Here is an 18,786-nt window from a genome sequence, read left to right as displayed (position 1 = left end):
GGGCCCGGGCCTCGCTTCGCCCCACCGCATACGCCGTCATTGCGACTGCGGTGTCGCGGCTACCTCGATGCGTTGCCACGCGATCGTCGAATCGCCGCCGTGGATCGGCATCGCCACCGCATCGCGTGCCCTGGCCGCGGGCTCCATCGCCGGCGGGAGGCCGGCCGAGCGGTCATAGCCGTACACCTCCAGATTCCGTCCGGGCGCTGTTTCGAACTCGAACACCGCGCCTTCAAGGGGCAGTCCGACCAGCGCGATACGGCGCCAGCGTGTTGGCTCGGCGTGCCAGCGCGACGGCGCCAACGCGTGCCCCTGGACCCGGATGGAGGCCACGTCGATGTCGCCCGGCAGCACCAATCCTCCTTCCTTGGCATTTCGGGTGGACGTCACGCGAATGGCGATGTGGCGTCGGCCATGGCGGATGCCGTCGGACTCGACCTGCAGGGAAGGCGCCGGCAGTGTCGGCCCGTTCGCGCTCGGATACCCCCATCCCGACCAGGCGTTGACCGGCCGGGAGACGTCCGCGAAGCCTGCCTGGCGCATGAAGCCCACCGGCATCGTCGCAAGTGGTTTCAGGTACAGCCGTGCGGCGTCGCTGTCACCCGCATACAACAGGTTCGCCGGGCGCGGAAAGTCCGCATCGAACGCGGGCCGGACGAGGGCGAGCAGCGCGCATGCGAACGTCACCGCCAGAGCTGCGACCGCGAGTGCCCCCGCCGCGCGGCGGAGGGCCAGCAGCGCAGGTAACAAGGGCAGCACGATCAGGCCACTCAACAGCGTGGTCGCAGGCAGTCCCGTATGCCCAATGGCCGGATAGGCGTCGATCGCGTACGGAAACCACAGGCCGGCCGCCGCGACAGCGGCGACAGCTGACCAGAGTACGGGTCGATTCGGCACAAGCTGCGCGCAGATGCTCCCCGCCAACAGCGGCAGCAGCCCGAGGTAGCTCGCTCCCGGCATCGCGGCAACCGCCGCCGCGGCGGCGATCGCAAACGGCAGCAAGGTCGCCAGCGCCAGGGCCGGCTCGCCGCACCACCGTTGCACCGTGTATCCAGCCAGCAACGTCGCCGGCAACGCCAGAGCCACAAATGTTGCGACCAGCAGCGCGCTCTGCGCGGTCCACATCGCCGGCATTGCGCCCAGAGTCTGCAGCAGAGCGTGGGCGCCCCACCCAAGTGCGGCCAGCAACGCCAGCAGTGCCAACACCGCAATGCACGCGGTGGCCAACGCTGCGGTACGCGAGCCGCGTCGGACCAGGCGCACGCCAAGTGCGAGCCACAGCGCCAGTCCAAGGGCGAGCAGGAACGGATTAAGCGTCACCGGCCACGCGGCAACGGTCGCGCCAAACAAGTTGAAAAACACCGCGTCATGAGCGGCGTCGCCCGCCACATCGGCCGCGGGAGCAGGCGGTCGGTCTGTCAGGTCCCTCGTCATCGCCAGCGCGTTGTCGCCGTGGTGCTGCAGCGAGCGACGGTCCAGATGGGCGAGGTTGTCCAGTGGGGTGTGGTAGCGCGCCGCGCCCTTCGCCCAGGCAAAGTTCAGGCCCTCGCGCCCCTCGCGGCGGAACACCGTGAAGTCGGTGTCGTTGGGCAGGCTGCGGTAGATTTCGTAGTCCAGCGATGAGCCGCTGGCGCGAGGCAGCGCGCGGCGCAGTGCCGCGATGATCTGCGCGTTGCCGGGCTGGGTTTCGATCAACAGGCTCGCACCCCGCGTGCCGCGGGCCTCCAGGTTGATCACCGTCGCGATGCGGGCGAACTCGGGCTCGCGCACGAAGGCTTCCGCACCAATCAGGCCGAGCTCCTCGCCGTCGCTGGCCAGAAGCCAGACGTCGCGGGCCAGTGGCGGGCCGGCGAGCAGGGCCCGCGCCGATTCAATCAGGGTGGCAACGCCGGCGCCATCGTCGGAGGCCCCCGGTCCTGCGCCCACAGAGTCGTAGTGGGCCGCCAGCAGGACGGCCTGGTCCGCATTCGCGCCCGGAATCCGGGCGACGATATTCTCCACCGTCGCGCACGCGCTGCCGCCGCAGGAAAACCTTCGCTGTACCTGTGCCTGCAGCCCGATCCGGGCCAGCTCGGCGACGATGCGATCGCGTACGAGCTCGTTGGCAGTGCTGCCGGTCGGGTGGGGCTGCTCGTCGCCTAGCACCCGCGCCAGCACTGCGGCGGCGCGCGCCGCGGAGAAGACGCTCGTCGGCGCATCGAGCCCCAGAGCCGTGGGAGGCTGGCCGCCTCGCAGCGACAAAGCAGCGGACAACACGAATACCGCGATCGCGATCAGCGCGCCCCAGTGCGCTCCTCCCGGCTGCTCGCCGAGTGAGCGCGAACGCGCGCCGGCGGATCGTCTCTTGTGCGGCATCTTCTTCCCCAGGCCGGGCCGGAACGGTCTGCCGATCATAACGGCGCCGACATGGGTGAGGTTCAGTAGCGCCCGGTCAGACGCCGTGGACCAACGGCACGTCTGCGCACGGGCTGTGGACGTCAGGCGGGCATAGGCAAGCGTGGCGTGGTCATGCGGGTGAAGCCGCCTTGGCCTCCTGCGGACGCAGGCTCGCCAGCGCACCGGTCCACTTGGTTAGCTCGTCCAGCATCTGCTGCGCGGAATGATCGATCAGCTCGTTGGAGACAAATGCGCCTTGCCCGTCCAGTGACTGGCCGACCATCGGCACGGCCACGCCTTCGACCATCGGCATCATCTTCAGCGTCGTCACGATCTGCTTGGCCATCTGCACCGCGCGCATCCCACCCGACACGCCGCCATAGCTGACAAACCCGCATGCCTTGTAGTTCCACTCGCGATAGACGTAGTTCAACGCATTCACGAGTGCCGGCGGCGGGTTGAAGTTGTACTCGGGAGTCACGAACACGAACGCGTCGGCGGCCGACACGCTGGCCGCCCAGGCCTTGGTGTGGGCGTGCTCGTACTGCTGCATCGCCGGGTGCCTGGGCTCGTCGTAGATCGGCAGATTGAAGTCCGCCAGATCCACCAGCCTGACGTCGAAGGCGCTGTGCTGCGCAGCGAAGTCACTGAACCAGCGGGCGACGGCGGGACCAACGCGCCCCGGGCGCGTGCTGGCAATGACGACATGAAGTTTGGGTTTCAAGTGGAGCTCCTTTGGATGTCTGGATGGACGCAGTCAGTGCGGCATGCGGCCGAAGCGTCCAGCGTTGAAGTCAGCAATCGCCTGTTGGATCTCGGCCTGGCTGTTCATCACGAACGGGCCGTGGCCGACGATGGGCTCATCGATCGGCTCGCCGCTGAGCAGAAGTACCGTCGCGTCGCTGCTGGCTTCCAACAGCACCTCGCTGCCGGCGCGGTCGAGCATCACCATCTGGGCCTCGCGGGCGATCTGGGTGGCGTTGACCTGCACGGTGCCATGCAGGACGACCAGCGCCGCAGTATGACCTTCGGGCAGTTCGAATTCGCCGGAACGGCCTTGGTCAAGGCGAACGTCCCACACGTTAATCGCGGTAAAGGTGCGCGCCGGACCGGCATGACCGGCGTACTCACCGGCAATCACGCGGACCGAGCCCGCGTCGCCGGGCAGGACGACCGACGGAATATCGGCGTCGACCAGGGTCTGGTAACCCGGTGCCGCCATCTTGTCCTTCGCCGGCAGGTTGACCCACAGCTGCACCATCTCCAGCGTGCCGCCGGTGCGGGTGAACGCTGGTGAGTGGAACTCCTCGTGCAGGATCCCCGAGGCAGCGGTCATCCACTGCACATCGCCCGGGCCGATCCTGCCGCCGGCGCCGGTGGAATCGCGATGCTCCAACTCGCCTTCATACACGATGGTGACGGTCTCAAAGCCACGGTGCGGGTGCTGACTAACGCCACGCGGCAGCGCGGCCGGCTCGAACCGCATCGGTCCGGCATAGTCCAGCAGCAGGAACGGACTCAGCTTCTGGCCGAGGCCGTGATAGGAAAACAGTGAGCGGACCGGGAAGCCGTCGCCCACCCAATGCGGCTTGGGCGCGCTGTAGATGCCGAGGACCTTCTTCATGGTTCTTCTCTTGATCGCGGGTCTGATGGGCTCCAGGCCCATGCGCAATAGTTTAGTTTGTTGATGTGTGTGTTGGTGGTTCTTGTTTTACATCTGGATCGTTCTATCTATAGAACGACTCTAGAGAATTTCAAGATCATTGCTTGCGCCTTGCTCCCCGATGGTGGATGCTCGGTCAATGCGTCCAGCTTCCGCCCAGATTTTCCTCGCGTCCTTCGCCACCGGTTCCACGCCGTGTGCGACGCATTGTGCGGCGCAGCTCAACTGGAATAACAACGTCCGCCTCCCGCAGGCCGACGACTAGCGCGTACGACAAAACGCACGAATCGAATCCAAGGCCTGCACTGCGAAGTGCGGGCCTTTTTTTTCCGTAGTTTTTTCCCTTCAGGAGTTCCCCCCCCATGTGTTCGATCCTCGGCATCTTCCGCCAGCAACCCGGTGACGATCTGCAACCGCTGCGCCCCCTCGCGCTTGAGCATTCCCGGCGTCAACGCCACCGCGGCCCGGACTGGAGCGGTGTGTACGTCGATCAGGCGGCGATCCTGGTTCATGAGCGCCTGGCCATCGTCGATCCGGCCGGTGGTGCCCAGCCGATGCGCTCCGCCGACGGCGACCTGGTGCTGGCGGTCAACGGCGAGATCTACAACCACCGCGAGCTGAAAGCGTCGCTGCGCCAGCCCTACGACTTCCAGACCGAGTCGGACTGCGAGGTCATCAGCGCGCTGTTCCGCGAGGACGCCGACATCGGCGGCTGGTTGAACCGCCTCAACGGTATCTTTGCCTTCGCGCTGTGGGATCGGGCCGCGCAGCGGGTGCTGATCGCGCGCGATCCGATCGGCGTGGTGCCGCTGTATTGGGGCCACGATGCCGCCGGACGCCTGTGCGTGGCCTCGGAGATGAAAGCGCTGGCCGACATCTGTGATGACGTCGGCCAGTTTCCGCCCGGGCACTTCTACGACAGCGCACACGGCGAACTGGTCCGTTACTACCAGCGGCCGTGGCGTGACCACGCCGCCACCGTCGGCGTTCGGGTCGATCCGGCCGAGCTTCGCGAAGCCTTCGAGGCGGCCGTGCATCGCCAGCTGATGTGCGATGTGCCGTACGGCGTGCTGTTGTCAGGTGGGCTGGATTCCTCACTGGTCGCCGCCTGCGCCGCGCGGTTCGCACGCAAGCGCATCGAGGAGGACGACCAGGCCGAGGCGTGGTGGCCGCGACTGCATTCGTTCGCCATCGGGCTGGAAGGCTCCCCCGATCTGGCGGCTGCCGAGATCGCCGCCGAGGCGCTGGGCACCGTCCACCACGGTTTCACCTACACCCAGGAGGAGGGCATTGACGCCATTCCCGAGGTGATCCGGCATATCGAGACCTATGACGTCACCACCATCCGCGCCTCCACGCCGATGTTCCTGCTCGCGCGGCGGATCAAGGCGATGGGCGTGAAGATGGTCCTCTCGGGCGAGGGCAGCGACGAGATCTTCGGCGGCTACCTGTACTTCCACAAGGCGCCCAACGCGCGCGAGTTCCACGAGGAGCTGGTGCGCAAGATCGACGCGCTGCACAACTACGACTGCCTGCGTGCCAACAAGTCGATGATGGCCTGGGGCGTGGAGCCGCGGGTACCGTTCCTCGACGTTGCCTTCCTGGAGGTCGCCATGAAGATGGATGCCAGCGCCAAGATGGTCGGTATGCGCGCGGACGGAACGGTCCGCATCGAGAAGGCGGTGCTGCGCGAAGCGTTCGAGGGTTACCTGCCCGACTCGATCCTGTGGCGGCAGAAGGAGCAGTTCAGCGACGGCGTCGGCTACGGCTGGATCGACGGCCTCAAGGATCACGCAGAAGCGATGGTCAGTGACGCGCAGCTGGCGGATGCGGCAACCCGATTTCCCATCAACACCCCCGTGACCAAGGAGGGTTACTGGTATCGCGAGCTGTTCGAGCAGCATTTTCCCGGCGATGCCTGCGCCCGCACGGTGCCCGGTGGCAAGTCGATCGCCTGCTCGACCGAAACGGCGCTGGCGTGGGATGCATCGTTTGCCAATGCGGCGGACCCGTCGGGACGGGCGATGCGCGGCGTCCACCAGGCGGCCAACGCGTAAGGTGATCTCCTGCCCGGCGATCAGGGATCGGCAGAGACCTATCGCCGGCGCAGTTCGTAAACTACGGTGTGCAGGGCGCTTACGCCTTCTGCGCTGAAGTTCGCCTGCTGGGCGAGGATCTCGCGACGCTCGAGGACGCCGACCTCCCACTGGGGGCTGAACAACGCCCGCACCTCGTCTTCCTCGACGCTGAAGGGCGGGCCGGCTTTCTCGGCCTGCGGGTATTCCAGGGTGATCAGCAGGCCACGGCAGCCGCTGGGCAACCGGCCGTACACCTCGCGCACGTAGCGCTGGCGCAGGGCCGGGGGCAGGGCGATCAGGGCGGCGCGGTCGTAAACGGCGTCGCAACCGGCAAGTGCAGAAGGATCCTGCGCAAACACATCGCCGTTGATCAACTCGATATCACCGGCCCGGTAATGGCGGCCGTCGGGGGCGTCGGTGATTTCCGCCTGCAGATCGTGTTCGGCGAGGAATTGTTGGATCGCCGTCGTCGCCAGTTCAATACCCAGCACGCGGTAGCCCTGATCGGCAAACCACAGCATGTCCAGCGTCTTCCCCGCCAGGGGTACGAACACCCGGCTGCCTGCCGGCACCTGCAGCGACGGCTAGTGCTTGAGCATCAAGGGAGTTTCACGGTCCTGGTGGAAGCCGATGCGGCCTTCCTGCCAGCGCTGTTGCCAGAAGTCGGGTTCCATCGGTGCGGCTCCTATTCGGACTGCAGGCCGTCGACCTTCTGCCAACCGCGCGGCAGCAGGCCGCCGCGGGCGGCGCGGGCGCCGGTGTAGGCATCCAGATCCTTCCACGTGAGCGTCATGGTGCGCGCGCCGGACTTGACCAGCAACGAGCCGCCTTCGGCGACCACTGCGACGGCGATCACCCGCTCGGTGCCCAGTTTCGCGCGCGGGATGTCGATCAGCTTGTTGCCCTTGCCCTTGTCGAGTTCCGGCAGCTCTGCGACCGGGAACGCGAGCAGGTGGCCCGCGCTGGTGGCCACCACCACGCGATCCTGTGCCGGATTCCCTACCGGGGCCGGCTGCAGCACGCTCGCGTTCGGGGTCAGCGACAGCATCGCCTTGCCCGCCTTGTTGCGGCTGGTCAGGTTCTCGAAGCGGGTCACGAAGCCGTAGCCGTGGGTGCTGGCGAGGACGAAACGCTGGTCGTTGTCGCCGCTGGCCAGGGCCTGGAACGAGGATTTTCCCGCTGGCGAGAAACGCGCCGTGAGCGGGTCGCCGTTGCCGCGGGCCGACGGAAGGCCGTGGACCACGGTGGAGTAACTGCGGCCGGCCGAGTCGAGGAAAGCGACCTGGTGGTTGCTGCGTGCGCGAGTGAAGGCCAGCAGGCTGTCGCCCTCGCGGTAGTTCATCGCGGCGGCGTCCACGTCATGGCCCTTGGCCGCGCGCACCCAGCCCTTCTCGCTGAGCACCACGGTCATCGGTTCGCTGGGCGCCAGGTCGGTTTCCGACAGCGCCTGGGCCGCGCCGCGCTCCACCAGAGGCGAGCGGCGGGCGTCGCCGAACTTCTTCGCATCGGCCAGCAGCTCGTCCTTGACCAGCTTCTTCAGTTTCGCCTTGCTGCCCAGCAGGGCCACCAGTTGGTCACGCTCCTTGGCCAGCGCGTCCTGCTCGCCACGGATCTTCATTTCCTCCAGGCGGGCCAGCTGGCGCAGGCGGGTTTCCAGGATGTAGTCGGTCTGCGCCTCGCTGAGGTTGAAGCGTTCCATCAGCACCGGGCGCGGCTCATCCTCGCTGCGGATGATGCGGATCACTTCGTCCAGATTGAGGAATGCGACCAGCAGACCTTCCAACAGGTGCAGGCGCTGCTCGACCTTCTCCAGCCGGTGCTTCAGGCGGCGGGTCACCGTGTCGGTGCGGAAGGTCAACCACTCGGTCAGGAATGCACGCAGCCCCTTGACCTGCGGGCGCCCGTCCAGGCCGATCACGTTCATGTTGACCCGGAAGCTCTTTTCCAGATCCGTGGTGGCAAACAGGTGGCCCATCAGCTGCTCGACATCGACCCGGTTGCTGCGCGGAAACAGCACGATCCGGGTCGGGTTGGCGTGGTCGGACTCGTCGCGGATGTCCTCCAGCCAGGGCAGTTTCTTGGCCCGCATCTGAGTGGCGATCTGCTCGATCACCTTGCCCGGCGATACCTGGTGCGGCAGGCCCGTGATGACGATGGAGTTGCCTTCGCGCTCATAGACAGCGCGGGCGCGCACACTGCCCAGGCCGGTCTCGTACATCTGCAGCAGGTCGCTGCGCGCGGTGATGATCTCCGCGCTGGTCGGATAATCCGGGCCGCGCACGTGCTCGCACAGGTCGGCGGTGGTCGCGTCGGGATCATCCAGCAGGCGGATGCAGGCGCTGACCACTTCGCCCAGGTTGTGCGGCGGGACGTCGGTCGCCATGCCCACCGCAATGCCGGTGGTGCCGTTGAGCAGCAGATGCGGCAGCCGCGCCGGCATCCAGGTCGGCTCCTCCAGGGTGCCGTCGAAGTTGGGATTCCAGTCCACCGTGCCGTGCGCCAGCTCGCCCAGCAGGACCTCGGAAATCGGGGTCAGCTTGGACTCGGTGTAGCGCATCGCGGCGAACGACTTGGGATCGTCGCTGGAGCCGAAGTTGCCTTGACCTTCCACCAGCGGATAGCGGTACGAGAACGGCTGTGCCATCAGCACCATTGCCTCGTAGCAGGCACTGTCGCCGTGCGGGTGGTATTTGCCGATCACATCGCCGATCGTTCGCGCGGATTTCTTCGGCTTGGAACCGGAGGTCAGTCCGAGCTCGCTCATCGAGAAAATGATCCGCCGCTGCACCGGCTTCAGGCCGTCACCGAGGAATGGCAGCGCCCGGTCGAGCACGACATACATCGAGTAGTCGAGGTAGGCGCGTTCGGCATATTCACGCAGGGGGAGCTGTTCGTAACCGTGGAAGGCGGCGCGTACGGAATCGGTCATGGGGTGCCGTGGACTCGTGCAGCAGAACGGTGGAGGGAGACGATTCTAACCGCCCGATCAAAGGCCACGCTGGACGCCGGACCGACGTCCGTCAGCGACCAAACAAAAGGCCGGAAGCGCTGCGGGCGCGTCCGGCCGGTGTGGCTCTGTGTCGCCGCGATGCGCGCAGCGGGCTTGCAATGGCGAGGGCTCAGCGGTGCAGTTCGCCCGCGGACTCGGGCTGGTAACGGATGGACAGCACTTCCAGGGTGATCGTGCGGCCACCGGGCACCGGCCAGTCGATCACCGCGCCCACGTGCAGGCCCAGCAGTGCGCTTCCGACCGGCGCCAGGATCGACACCTTCTCCGGGCTGCCGTCGGCGTCCTTGGGGTAGACCAGCGTCAGCTCGCGCTCGGCGCCGCTGTTGACGTCGCGGAAGCGGGCGGTGGAGTTCATCGTGATGACGTCGTCCGGCATTTCCTTTGGCTCGAGCAACTCGGCCCGATCCAGCTCGCGGCGCAGCGGCTCGGTGTTGAGGCCCTTGGCCAGCGGCTGCTCAAGCAGCGACTCCAGTCGCTCGCAATCAAGGCGGGAGACCAACAGCGGCGGGACAGAGGTAGCGTGCATGCTTCGTGGCTCCAATAGCTATACGGGCGGTGCGTCTGAGTTGCGCATCGCCAACGGGTCTCTGCGGTGGGTCCAAAGTAGACCCGGATCAGGGGTGTAGCAATGACAGGTGTGGCACGGGGGCGCGCCATTTCATTAAAGGCCCCCCGGAAGTGGCCGTATTGTCCCACCTTTTCTGTCCGGATCATCTTTTGGCGTTGACAAGCGGTTCACCTCGACGCAACATACGCGGCCCGCACAGCAACAAACGCTTTGCGGTTTGCCCGGGTGGCGGAATTGGTAGACGCACTAGCTTCAGGTGCTAGCGGGGGCAACTCCGTGGAGGTTCGAGTCCTCTCCCGGGCACCAACATCGTTCGACCACTACCAGGTCGGACACAACAGAAGACCCCGCCTCGGCGGGGTTTTTTGTTGCCTCGCATTCTGACTCCGGAGTGTTTGGAGCGCACAGCGCGACCTTCAGACCTTCCGGGCGGATGCCTCCTCCTTTATTTCGCCCCGAAGGCCTGCAGGTCCCGTCAGCCGGGTTTGCGCTTCAACAACCGCCACGAGGCTTGATGGACGGGTGCGGATGCCCTTGGGTGTGAAATAAGGGAGGAGGCACCGGCTTCATCGGTGCCGGGGGACATTCACGCCCAAGGGCATCCGCGCTCGGCGCCCCCGGCCACGTGAAAGGCCTGCAGGGCACGCCGCGTACCCCAGCACACGTCTCTCAGTCCGGAGCGGCGGCCGCTGAAACGTGTAGGTCCGCCGGCAGCGGCGGCACGCAGCCCGTGACGTACGCGTCGCCGGGTATCAGCACCCAGTCGCGGCGGCTGGAACGCCCCAGCTCGATCAACTTCGCGGGATCGACGCAGCTGTCCGCCGCATCTTTCAGTGCAAACAACCAGTGGTGGGCCGGGTTGGCCGCCAGCCACGCCACACCATCACGCCACTGCAGGCGCTCATCACGCGAGAAGCCGAATTCGGTGAACGGGCCGGTGGCCTGGAGAAGGTGCTGCTCGCGCCACCCGACCAGCCCGACGGTCGCCTGCGGTCCGACCTGCGCTCGAACCTGTTGCATCATCTCCCGCGCCGAACTGCTGGCATCCAGTGCCGGCGCCAGGCCCAGGCCGTACACCGTCCACAACACCAGGTTGAACGCGACTGCGACCCATCCGGCGCGCGCGGTGCGCCCCCAGACGGCCAGCGCTAACCCTCCCAGCCCCAGCGCGCCTGCCCAGAGCAGCAGCGAGCGGACCGTGGCGGCATCCAGTGCGCGCTCGTTGGCAACGCCATCCAGCCAACCCGTCCCGGCCAGTCCGCCGACCGCCAGCAGCAGTGCGGCGGAGGACAGCGCGACCACGTAGCCCAACAGCACCCGCCGCACCCATGCCCGTTCAAGCAAACCGGGTAACAGCGACGCAGCGGCAATGCACAGCGCCGGCAGGGCGGGGAACAGGTACACCTCGCGCTTGCCCGGGCTGGCGGTGAAGAACAGCAGCACCAAGACCGCCCAGCCGACCAGCAGGAACACGCGCGCATCGCCCACGCGGATCCGGCGCCACCATTGCGGCGCGAGCCAGGGCAGCAACAGGGCGCCCGGCAGCCACAACGTCGCAATGACCTGAAGGTAGTACCAGGCCGGCTTTACGTGGTGCCACGCGTTGGCGTAGCGGGTCCCGGTCTGTTTCAGCAGTATCTCGGCGGCATAGGCGTGCAGTGCCGGGTCGGTGCTGCGGGCCACTGTCCACAGCATTGGTACCAGCCAGAGCCCGACGCCGACCAGGAATCCGACCGGGAGCCACCACCAGCGCCGGTCGCGGTAGCCGTCCATCGGCAGCTGCATGCCGCGGCGACGCGCCAGCCACCATGGCAGCAGGATCAGCAGCGGCAGAAAGCCGACGCCCTTGGTCACCGTCCCGATGCCGGCGGCGAGTCCGCCCAGCGCCAGCGCGCGCCAATCCGGTCCGCGCAGCAGATGGCGCGACAGCGCCCAAAGCGACAACGTGGTCCAGAACACCAGCACCATGTCGATCTGGCCACGTTTGGCCTGCAGTCCGAACTGGAGGCAGGCGAGGAGGGCAAGGCCGGCATACAGACCCGCGCGGCGGTCCCAGAGGCGCGTCGCCAGGTTGGTGGTCAGCCACAGCGTTCCGAGCGCGGCGAGCAGCGAGGGCAGCAGGAAAGCGATGCGCCAGTTGCCGACCACGGTGTAGGCCAGCGCCTGCAGCCACATGAAGGGCGCAGGCTTGTGCGCGTAGGGTTCGATGCCGCGATACGGGATCGCCCACTGCCCGCTCTCGACCATGGTCTGGGCGGCGAGGACGAACCGCGGCTCGTCGGGCGGCGAGGGGTCGCGAAGGCCCAGGCCGGCCCCCAGTGCTATCGCCGCCAACAACAACATCCACCAGACGGAGTGGTTAGGGTTTAATCGCGGAAGGGGCATTCTCAGGTCTCGGTCAGTTGGGGCGGCCCGCCAGCGCGGGTGGCGTTGAGGGAAATCTAACAACGCTTCCACGGACCGATCGTTATCATTCTCACCCGATTCGGAGATTCCACCAATGCGCGTTGATCGCGTCCAGTCAGTGCGTTTTGAGCGTCCGTTGCGCGTGTCCGCAGGCGAGGATGTTCCCGAGCTTTCGGTCGTGATTCCAGTGCATAACGAGGCGGGAAACATCGGTGCGTTGCTGGCGGAAGTCGGCAACGCCCTGCGCGGCGTGGTCCGCTTCGAGGTGCTCTGCGTGGACGACGCCAGCCCCGACAACACGCTTGAGGAACTGCGCCGGTCCGCTGCCGACATGCCAGAGCTGCGCGTGCTGCCGCTTGCCAGGCAGTCCGGCCAGAGCACGGCGATCCGCGTCGGGGTCAAGGCCGCGCGCGGCCGTTGGATCGCCACCCTCGACGGTGACGGGCAGAACGATCCCGCCGACCTGCCGCGCCTGCTCTCGGCGCGTGACGCGGCCGGCGACGACGTCCGTCTGATCGCCGGCTGGCGGACCAAACGCCGTGATCGCTGGGACAAGCGCGTCGCCTCGCGCATTGCCAACGCCGTGCGCCAGTCCTTGCTGCACGACGCGACCCCGGACACGGGTTGCGGCATCAAGCTGTTCGAACGCGAGGCCTTTCTTGACCTGCCGTACTTCGACCACATGCACCGTTACCTGCCGGCGCTCATGCAGCGCGCCGGCTGGCGCACGATCAGCGTCCCGGTAAACCACCGTGCGCGCGGCGCCGGCGCGTCGCACTACACCAACATCGGCCGCGCCCTGGTCGGATTGTCCGACCTGTGGGGCGTGGCGTGGCTTGTCCGCCGCAGCCACGTGGCGAAGTTGCTTCCCAGCGAAGGCGAGTTGCAGACCAAGGAGGGCGGGGACGTCATCGAACTGGACAGGAGTAGGGCATGAACAACATCTCCGCGTGGCTGATCGTGGGGTTTGTCGGCCAGGCGCTGTTCGCGTCGCGTTTCATCATTCAATGGCTGGCCTCCGAACGGGCCCAGCGCAGCGTGGTGCCGACCGCGTTCTGGTATCTCAGCCTGGGCGGGAGCACCGTCCTGTTGGCGTACGCCATTCACCGCGCCGACCCGGTGTTCATCGTCGGCCAGTCCACCGGGCTGTTCATCTACCTGCGCAACCTGCACCTGATCCGGCGCGGCAAGTTGAGCGCGGACACCGGCGACGCCTGACCACGCGGGCCCTGCCTGCCTGCCAGCCCCTGCCGTTGACGTGGGCTGGCTGTAACATGCCCTTCCATGAATAAGCCCCCCAGCAAGCGCGGCCGCAAGCCGTCCAAATCGACCGGCAAGGCCGGAACCCCGAAATCCGCGGCAGGTGCCGCAGGCGGCAAGTCGAAGGCGAAAAAGCCCGGCTGGATGCCGGATGCACCGCGAGGCGGTCCCAAGCCACCCCTGGCGCCACTGCATGCCGACGGCGGCAAGCTGGCTGATCCGTTTGCCGCGCGAGAGGCCGCCCGCTACGAGCAGCCCATCGCCAGCCGCGAGATGATCCTGCAGCTGCTGGCGGCGGCCGACGGTCCGATGGACGCCGAGGCGCTGGCGACCAAGCTAGCCCTGACCGAGCCCGATCGCTTCGATGCCATGACCGCCCGCCTGCGGGCGATGGTGCGCGACGGCCAGGTGTTGCAGAACCGCCGCGGCGGTTTCGTCCCCGCCCAGCAGCTCGACCTCGTGCCGGGCACCGTGATCGCCAACCCGGATGGCTACGGCTTCCTGCGTCCGGATGCCGGCGGCGATGACATGTTCCTGCCGCCCTACGAGATGCGGAAGGTCATGCATGGCGACCGCGTGCTGGCCGGCCTCACCGGCTTGGACAACCGCGGCCGCCAGGAAGGCACGATCCTGGAAGTGCTCGAGCGCCGCATGAGCCGGATGATCGGCCGCTTCATCGTCGATGACGGCATCTGCTACGTCGAGCCCGACGACCGCCGCATCCAGCGCAACATCCTGATTCCGCCCGAGGGCCGCGGCGACGCGCAGCCGGGCAATCTGGTGGTGTGCGAGCTGACCCGCGCGCCCGATGCGCGGCGCCCGCCGATGGGCCGCATCCTCACCGTGCTGGGCGAGAAGCTGACCGCGTCGCTGGCGGTGCAGGCCGCCATCCACGGCCACAACATCCCGCACGAGTTCGCGCCCGAGGTACTGGACGAGGCAGGCGCGATCCCGGTCGAGGTGCAGGCCGCCGAAACCACGCACCGCGTTGACCTGCGCGCGTTCCCGCTGGTCACCATCGACGGCGAGGACGCCAAGGATTTCGATGACGCGGTGTGGTGCGAACCCAACCGCGACGGCTTCCGGCTGATCGTCGCCATCGCCGACGTCTCCCATTACGTGCGCCCGGGCCGGCCGCTGGACGAGGAAGCGCAGAACCGCGCCACCTCGGTCTACTTCCCCGGTTTCGTGGTGCCGATGCTGCCCGAGGTGCTGTCCAACGGCATCTGCTCGCTCAAGCCCAAGGTCGACCGCCTGTGCTTCGTCTGCGACATGCAGGTGGACCGCATGGGCCAGGTCACAGAGTCGAAGTTCTACGAAGCGGTGATGCGCTCGCACGCGCGACTGACCTACAACCAGGTCTGGAACGCCATCGGCGACGGCATCGACGACGAAGCGCGCGAGGAAGCCCAGCAGCAGGTCGGCGAGCTGCTGCCCAACCTGCAGCGCCTGCACCAGCTCTACCAGGTGCTGGCCAAGGCGCGCTCCAAGCGCGGCGCGATCGAGTTTGAATCCAGCGAAGTGCGCTTCGTTCTCGGCGAGCGCGGCGAAGTCGTGCAGGCCGGCATGCTGGTGCGCAACGACGCCCACAAGCTGATCGAGGAATGCATGATCGCGGCCAACGTGGAGGCGGCGAAGTTCCTGATCGACGCCGAAGTGGTGGCCCCGTACCGCACCCACGACCGCCCGCCGGAGCAGAAGTACGAAGACCTGCTCGAGTTCCTCAAGGAGTTCCAGCTGCGCATGCCGGCGTGGTCGAAGGTGCAGCCGCGCGACTACACCCAGCTGCTGCGCAACACCCGCGAGCGCGCCGAGGCGCCGCTGATCGAATCCGTCCTGCTGCGCAGCCAGAGCCTGGCCGTGTACCAGCCGGAAAACATCGGCCACTTCGGCCTGGCGCTGGAGGCGTACGCCCACTTCACCTCGCCGATCCGCCGCTACCCCGACCTGCTGGTGCACCGCGCGATCAAGCACGCACTGAGCGGCGCGGCGCCGGAGAAATACCGCTATTCGCCCAGCGACATGGCCCAGCTGTCCCTGCAGAGCTCCGAGCGCGGCCGCCGTGCCGACGAAGCCTCGCGCGAGGTCGATGACCGCTACCGCGCGGCGTGGATGGAGCAGCACGTGGGCAGCGAGTTCGACGGCGTGATCAGTGGCGTCACCAGCTTCGGCCTGTTTGTGGAGCTGGACCAGTCCAAGGTCAACGGCCTGGTCCACGTGACCCAGCTGCCCAACGACTACTACCGCTTCGATCCGATCCGCAAGATGCTGACCGGCGAGAAGACCGGGCGCGAATACCGCCTGGGCGACCGCGTCAGCATCATCGTGATGAAGGCCAGCCTGGAGGAGCGCAAGATCGACTTCCGCCTGGCCGGCGACGGCAAGCCGCGCAAGCCCGGCGAAGAGGCGCAAGCGCAGGGCGACGCGCCCGCCAAGAAACCCGCGCCCAAGGGCCACAAGAAGAAAGGCTGACCGCCTGAGGCCATCCGGCCATCGCGTATCCTGCCTGCGGCATCACACACCGCAGGCAGGGGACTCGAATCGTGGCCGATGACGCACAACAGCGCAGTTCCATCTCCGTCAACACCGACGCCGATGCGGACGCCTTCGTCAGCAAGTGGCAGGGCGGCCGCAAGCAGGGCCTGGAAGCCTTGAGCGAGGCCTTGTCCACGCGCGTTAGCCGCCGATCACGGAGCGCCGAGCCGGAAGCCGCAGTCGCCGAGTAAACAGCGCAACGCGTTTCCCAAAAAGCCCCGGTTCCGGGGCTTTTTGCTTCAACACCGGAGTGGAATAGGCGGGCGATGGTGAAAATTTGTCCACCCTTGCAGCGCTGAGCGTTAAGCTCCCCGGCCCGAGTTGCCGTGTTCCCGCCATGCCGCACGCTTGCCCCTGCAATCCCTCCGCCGCGTACGCGGCCTGCTGCCAGCCGCTGCACGAAGGCCGCACCCCGGCGGGCAGCGCCGAGGCGTTGATGCGTTCGCGTTACAGCGCTTACGTCCTCGGTCTGCGCGATTACCTGCTGGCGACATGGCACCCCGACACCTGTCCGGCCGCGTTGGACATGGACGACAGCCCGGACACGAGGTGGCTTGGACTGGATGTGAAGCGCCACGTCGACGCCGGTGATGGCACCGCGCTGGTGGAGTTCGTCGCCCGCTACAAGGTGGGCGGCGCCCCGGCTGTGCGGATGCATGAGATAAGCCGTTTCGAATGCCGTGACGGAATCTGGTTGTATGTCGACGGGGAATTTCCCGGCAAGGCTCGCTAGAGACAGCCCCTCATCGACCGCACTCGTGTGCCTCGCACGGTTATCCGTGGTCTACTCGCCCTGGGGATTTTTTGACTTCTACAAGGGGATTGAGATGGGAATTATGAGCGGAGGCCTGGGCCTCGTATTTACAATTTTCGCGTTCGTGCTCGCGGTGCTGTGGTTCTTCCTGCCGTTCGCGATTTTCGGGACCAAGGACAAGCTGGCCGAGATCATCGCCGAGTCGAAGAAGACCAACGCCGAGCTTGCCCGTATTGCTGCGGAACTGGTCGCGACCCGGACTGCAATGGCGCCGAGGCTCCCCGACTCCAACCGAACGGGGGAGGTGTGACCTGTCGGCAGCGTCGCGGTCGGCAAGGTGAAGAGGGCAAAGTTGGTTCGAGAGCACAGGGCGCGAGATCGGCGTTCGGCCCCTGCTGAATTAGGTGCGATTGACTTGGGGAGAAGTCGTGGACGAACCAACAAAAGGACGTGAATGGGGCAACGTTCGATTCCGCCGAAATAGCCGTAGCTCCGAAGGTTCACTCGACGACAGCGCCGACTCCCGTTTCTGGATTGGGCTGTTGGTCTTCCTGATGGTGGCGCTGGCCTATCCCTGGTACTCGTACTGGGTCAATGCGCAGTTGCTGTCGCGCAGCTTCCAGAAGGCGGCCGATTCCATTGGCCGCGAGCTGGATGTGGCAGCACGGCAATCGCGACAGAAGCGCGCAGCCAACACGGCGCAAAGAAAGGAATCTGAGAGGAGCGCGCGTATCGCCAATGTACGGGTGGTGGGCGTCAGCCCGAACCGTGCAGGGCCAGTGGCCATTGTCCGCTTGGGCAATGCCGGACTCGCAGAGTCGACCTTGACGATTTGCCGCCAGTCCGAGGTGATGCTGGGAAGTTCTCTGGATGGGCAATTACTTCGTGTGCAAGAGCACCGGGGCAGCCAACCGGCGATAAGCGTCGGAAACATTCGCTGCTGAGCTCCCTGTTGAGTGTGTGGGGGCCCGGTCCGGTCAACGCAAAACCCGATACCCCCGCGCCTCCATGATCCCCAGCACCTCATCGACCGGCAGCGCGCGGACCTCGTGGCCGTCACGGCCGACCGTGGTTTCGGCCTGGAACAGCGAGTTGAGGATGGCTTCTTCCGTCGCCTCGATGGCGGCCATGAACAACGGCGACATGGCGTCGTTGCGCAGCACGGTCACTTGCTGCGTTGGGCTGTCAGATGCGTGAGGAACGCGCACGGCCTTGTTGGCCGAGAACGCGATCACGTAGTCGCCGCTGCCGTTGGAGGCGATGCCACCGGTCCGGGCCAGCCCGAGCATGGCGCGCTTGGCCAGCCGCTCCAGGTTGCGGGCGTCCAGCGGCGCGTCGGTCGCCACGATGATCATGCACGAGCCGTCGGGCGAGTCGTTGAGCGCATCGCTCAGGTAGTGCTTGCCCAGCACCTTGCCGATCGGCACGCCGCCCACGCTCAGCACACCGCCGAAGTTGGTCTGCACCACCACGCCCACGGTATGGCCGCCCAGGTTGCCGGGCAGCTTGCGCGAGGAGGTGCCAATGCCGCCCTTGAAGCCGAACGCGACCGTGCCGGTGCCGGCGCCGACATTGCCTTGGGCGACGCTGCCGTCCTTTGCCGACTTGATCGCCGCCAGAACATCGCTCTTGGCCACATGGCGGCCGCGGATGTCGTTGAGATAGCCATCGTTGGTTTCCCCGACCACCGGGTTGACCGAGCCGACGTCGGCGTTGTCGGCAAACGAGAAGACGTGGTCGATCAGCGCGTCAGCCGCGACCGGCACGCCGAGGGTGTTGGTCAGGATGATCGGCGTCTCCAGCGTGCCGAGCTCGGCGACCTGGGTCGATCCGGCCAGCTTGCCGAAGCCGTTGCCCACGTACACCGCGGCCGGAACCTTGTCCTGGAAGATATTGCCGGCATGCGGCAGCACCGCCGTGACCCCGGTGCGCACGTCCGTCCCGCGCACCAGCGTCGTGTGGCCGACCGCGACCCCAGGCACATCGGTGATCGCGTTCCACGGGCCGGGCGTCAGCACCCCGATGGCGATGCCATGGTCGCGCAGGTTTTTCTGCTGGGCCTGTGCAGGCGTGCAGGCGGCCCACAGCAGGGCGACGACGAGCAGGCGAACAACCATGTTGATTCCCTCCAGCGGT

At 66.8% G+C, this 18,786-nt stretch carries 14 protein-coding genes, 1 tRNA gene and 2 pseudogenes; 9 read left to right on the top strand and 8 right to left on the bottom strand.

The genetic code is table 11. The features are described 5' to 3' along the window. Positions 1 to 36: 36 nt before the first annotated feature. The 3 genes from KZ491_RS05750 to KZ491_RS05740 all read right to left on the bottom strand — a co-directional run bounded on the left by KZ491_RS05750 (position 37) and on the right by KZ491_RS05740 (position 4,000). On the bottom strand, positions 37 to 2,355 hold the full coding sequence (locus KZ491_RS05750; RefSeq protein ID WP_222564924.1) for a M28 family peptidase: 2,319 nt from the start codon (positions 2,353 to 2,355) through the stop codon (positions 37 to 39). Between the two features lie 151 nt (positions 2,356 to 2,506). Further along, on the bottom strand, positions 2,507 to 3,100 hold the full coding sequence (locus KZ491_RS05745) for an NADPH-dependent FMN reductase (RefSeq protein ID WP_222564923.1): 594 nt from the start codon (positions 3,098 to 3,100) through the stop codon (positions 2,507 to 2,509). A gap of 33 nt (positions 3,101 to 3,133) precedes the next feature. Beyond that, positions 3,134 to 4,000, bottom strand: coding sequence for a pirin family protein (locus tag KZ491_RS05740; protein ID WP_222564922.1), 867 nt, complete (start codon positions 3,998 to 4,000; stop codon positions 3,134 to 3,136). 401 nt (positions 4,001 to 4,401) lie between these two features. Between KZ491_RS05740 and asnB the strand changes: the two genes are divergently transcribed. After that, positions 4,402 to 6,096 carry an asparagine synthase B gene (gene asnB / locus KZ491_RS05735; protein ID WP_222564921.1) on the top strand — a complete coding sequence of 565 codons (1,695 nt, stop codon included), beginning with the start codon at positions 4,402 to 4,404 and terminating at the stop codon, positions 6,094 to 6,096. 38 nt (positions 6,097 to 6,134) lie between these two features. Here the strand turns inward: asnB and KZ491_RS05730 are convergent. The 3 genes and pseudogenes from KZ491_RS05730 to rnk form a co-directional block, all read right to left on the bottom strand. After that, positions 6,135 to 6,791 (bottom strand): annotated as a pseudogene (locus tag KZ491_RS05730) (thiopurine S-methyltransferase). An 11-nt stretch (positions 6,792 to 6,802) separates the two neighbouring features. After that, entirely contained in the window at positions 6,803 to 9,046 is a 2,244-nt protein-coding gene (gene parC / locus KZ491_RS05725) for a DNA topoisomerase IV subunit A (protein ID WP_222564920.1), read from the bottom strand. Between the two features lie 190 nt (positions 9,047 to 9,236). Then, the gene (gene rnk, locus KZ491_RS05720) at positions 9,237 to 9,653 is read right to left on the bottom strand and encodes a nucleoside diphosphate kinase regulator (RefSeq protein WP_222564919.1); all 417 of its coding nucleotides are present in this window, start codon (positions 9,651 to 9,653) and stop codon (positions 9,237 to 9,239) included. 261 nt (positions 9,654 to 9,914) lie between these two features. Here rnk and KZ491_RS05715 point away from each other — a divergent pair. Beyond that, positions 9,915 to 10,001: transfer RNA gene (locus KZ491_RS05715), tRNA-Leu, on the top strand. Positions 10,002 to 10,364: 363 nt separating this feature from the next. On the opposite strand, the gene KZ491_RS05710 is transcribed toward KZ491_RS05715, so the two are convergent. Further along, positions 10,365 to 12,080 carry an ArnT family glycosyltransferase gene (locus KZ491_RS05710; RefSeq protein ID WP_425493097.1) on the bottom strand — a complete coding sequence of 572 codons (1,716 nt, stop codon included), beginning with the start codon at positions 12,078 to 12,080 and terminating at the stop codon, positions 10,365 to 10,367. Positions 12,081 to 12,195: 115 nt separating this feature from the next. On the opposite strand from KZ491_RS05710, the pseudogene KZ491_RS05705 reads away from it, so the two are divergent. From KZ491_RS05705 to KZ491_RS05675, 7 genes and pseudogenes are all read left to right on the top strand, one after another. Continuing rightward, positions 12,196 to 12,951, top strand: a pseudogene (locus KZ491_RS05705) (glycosyltransferase family 2 protein); the annotation flags it as partial. Positions 12,952 to 13,034: 83 nt separating this feature from the next. Beyond that, a complete protein-coding gene (locus KZ491_RS05700) occupies positions 13,035 to 13,319 on the top strand; it encodes a lipid-A-disaccharide synthase N-terminal domain-containing protein (protein WP_222564917.1) in 285 nt (94 codons plus the stop codon). Positions 13,320 to 13,385: 66 nt separating this feature from the next. Further along, positions 13,386 to 15,833 carry a ribonuclease R gene (gene rnr / locus KZ491_RS05695; RefSeq protein ID WP_222564916.1) on the top strand — a complete coding sequence of 816 codons (2,448 nt, stop codon included), beginning with the start codon at positions 13,386 to 13,388 and terminating at the stop codon, positions 15,831 to 15,833. Between the two features lie 71 nt (positions 15,834 to 15,904). After that, positions 15,905 to 16,087: a hypothetical protein gene (locus KZ491_RS05690; RefSeq protein ID WP_222564915.1), complete on the top strand. Its 183-nt coding sequence runs from the start codon at positions 15,905 to 15,907 to the stop codon at positions 16,085 to 16,087. Between the two features lie 146 nt (positions 16,088 to 16,233). Next, on the top strand, positions 16,234 to 16,629 hold the full coding sequence (locus KZ491_RS05685) for a YchJ family protein (protein WP_222564914.1): 396 nt from the start codon (positions 16,234 to 16,236) through the stop codon (positions 16,627 to 16,629). Between the two features lie 46 nt (positions 16,630 to 16,675). After that, complete coding sequence (locus KZ491_RS05680; protein WP_222564913.1) at positions 16,676 to 16,960, top strand: hypothetical protein; 285 nt, start codon at positions 16,676 to 16,678, stop codon at positions 16,958 to 16,960. A gap of 118 nt (positions 16,961 to 17,078) precedes the next feature. After that, positions 17,079 to 17,594: a hypothetical protein gene (locus tag KZ491_RS05675; protein WP_222564912.1), complete on the top strand. Its 516-nt coding sequence runs from the start codon at positions 17,079 to 17,081 to the stop codon at positions 17,592 to 17,594. A 33-nt stretch (positions 17,595 to 17,627) separates the two neighbouring features. On the opposite strand, the gene KZ491_RS05670 is transcribed toward KZ491_RS05675, so the two are convergent. Then, a complete protein-coding gene (locus tag KZ491_RS05670; RefSeq protein ID WP_222564911.1) occupies positions 17,628 to 18,767 on the bottom strand; it encodes a DmpA family aminopeptidase in 1,140 nt (379 codons plus the stop codon). Positions 18,768 to 18,786: the final 19 nt, after the last annotated feature.

Source organism: Novilysobacter antarcticus, assembly GCF_019802285.1.
In the GTDB taxonomy this organism is placed as follows: Bacteria; Pseudomonadota; Gammaproteobacteria; order Xanthomonadales; family Xanthomonadaceae; genus Novilysobacter; species Novilysobacter antarcticus.
The sequence above is the reverse complement of the archived record's forward strand: the minus strand, read 5'-3'. Positions and strand labels throughout refer to the sequence as shown.

Excerpts from the sequence above, each read along its gene's own strand:
- KZ491_RS05750 (WP_222564924.1), bottom strand. The coding sequence starts at position 2,355 with ATGCCGCACAAGAGACGATCCGCCGGCGCGCGTTCGCGCTCACTCGGC.
- KZ491_RS05740 (WP_222564922.1), bottom strand. The coding sequence starts at position 4,000 with ATGAAGAAGGTCCTCGGCATCTACAGCGCGCCCAAGCCGCATTGGGTG.
- asnB (WP_222564921.1), top strand. The coding sequence starts at position 4,402 with ATGTGTTCGATCCTCGGCATCTTCCGCCAGCAACCCGGTGACGATCTG.
- parC (WP_222564920.1), bottom strand. The coding sequence starts at position 9,046 with ATGACCGATTCCGTACGCGCCGCCTTCCACGGTTACGAACAGCTCCCC.
- rnk (WP_222564919.1), bottom strand. The coding sequence starts at position 9,653 with ATGCACGCTACCTCTGTCCCGCCGCTGTTGGTCTCCCGCCTTGATTGC.
- KZ491_RS05710 (WP_425493097.1), bottom strand. The coding sequence starts at position 12,080 with ATGCCCCTTCCGCGATTAAACCCTAACCACTCCGTCTGGTGGATGTTG.
- KZ491_RS05700 (WP_222564917.1), top strand. The coding sequence starts at position 13,035 with ATGAACAACATCTCCGCGTGGCTGATCGTGGGGTTTGTCGGCCAGGCG.
- rnr (WP_222564916.1), top strand. The coding sequence starts at position 13,386 with ATGAATAAGCCCCCCAGCAAGCGCGGCCGCAAGCCGTCCAAATCGACC.
- KZ491_RS05685 (WP_222564914.1), top strand. The coding sequence starts at position 16,234 with ATGCCGCACGCTTGCCCCTGCAATCCCTCCGCCGCGTACGCGGCCTGC.
- KZ491_RS05670 (WP_222564911.1), bottom strand. The coding sequence starts at position 18,767 with ATGGTTGTTCGCCTGCTCGTCGTCGCCCTGCTGTGGGCCGCCTGCACG.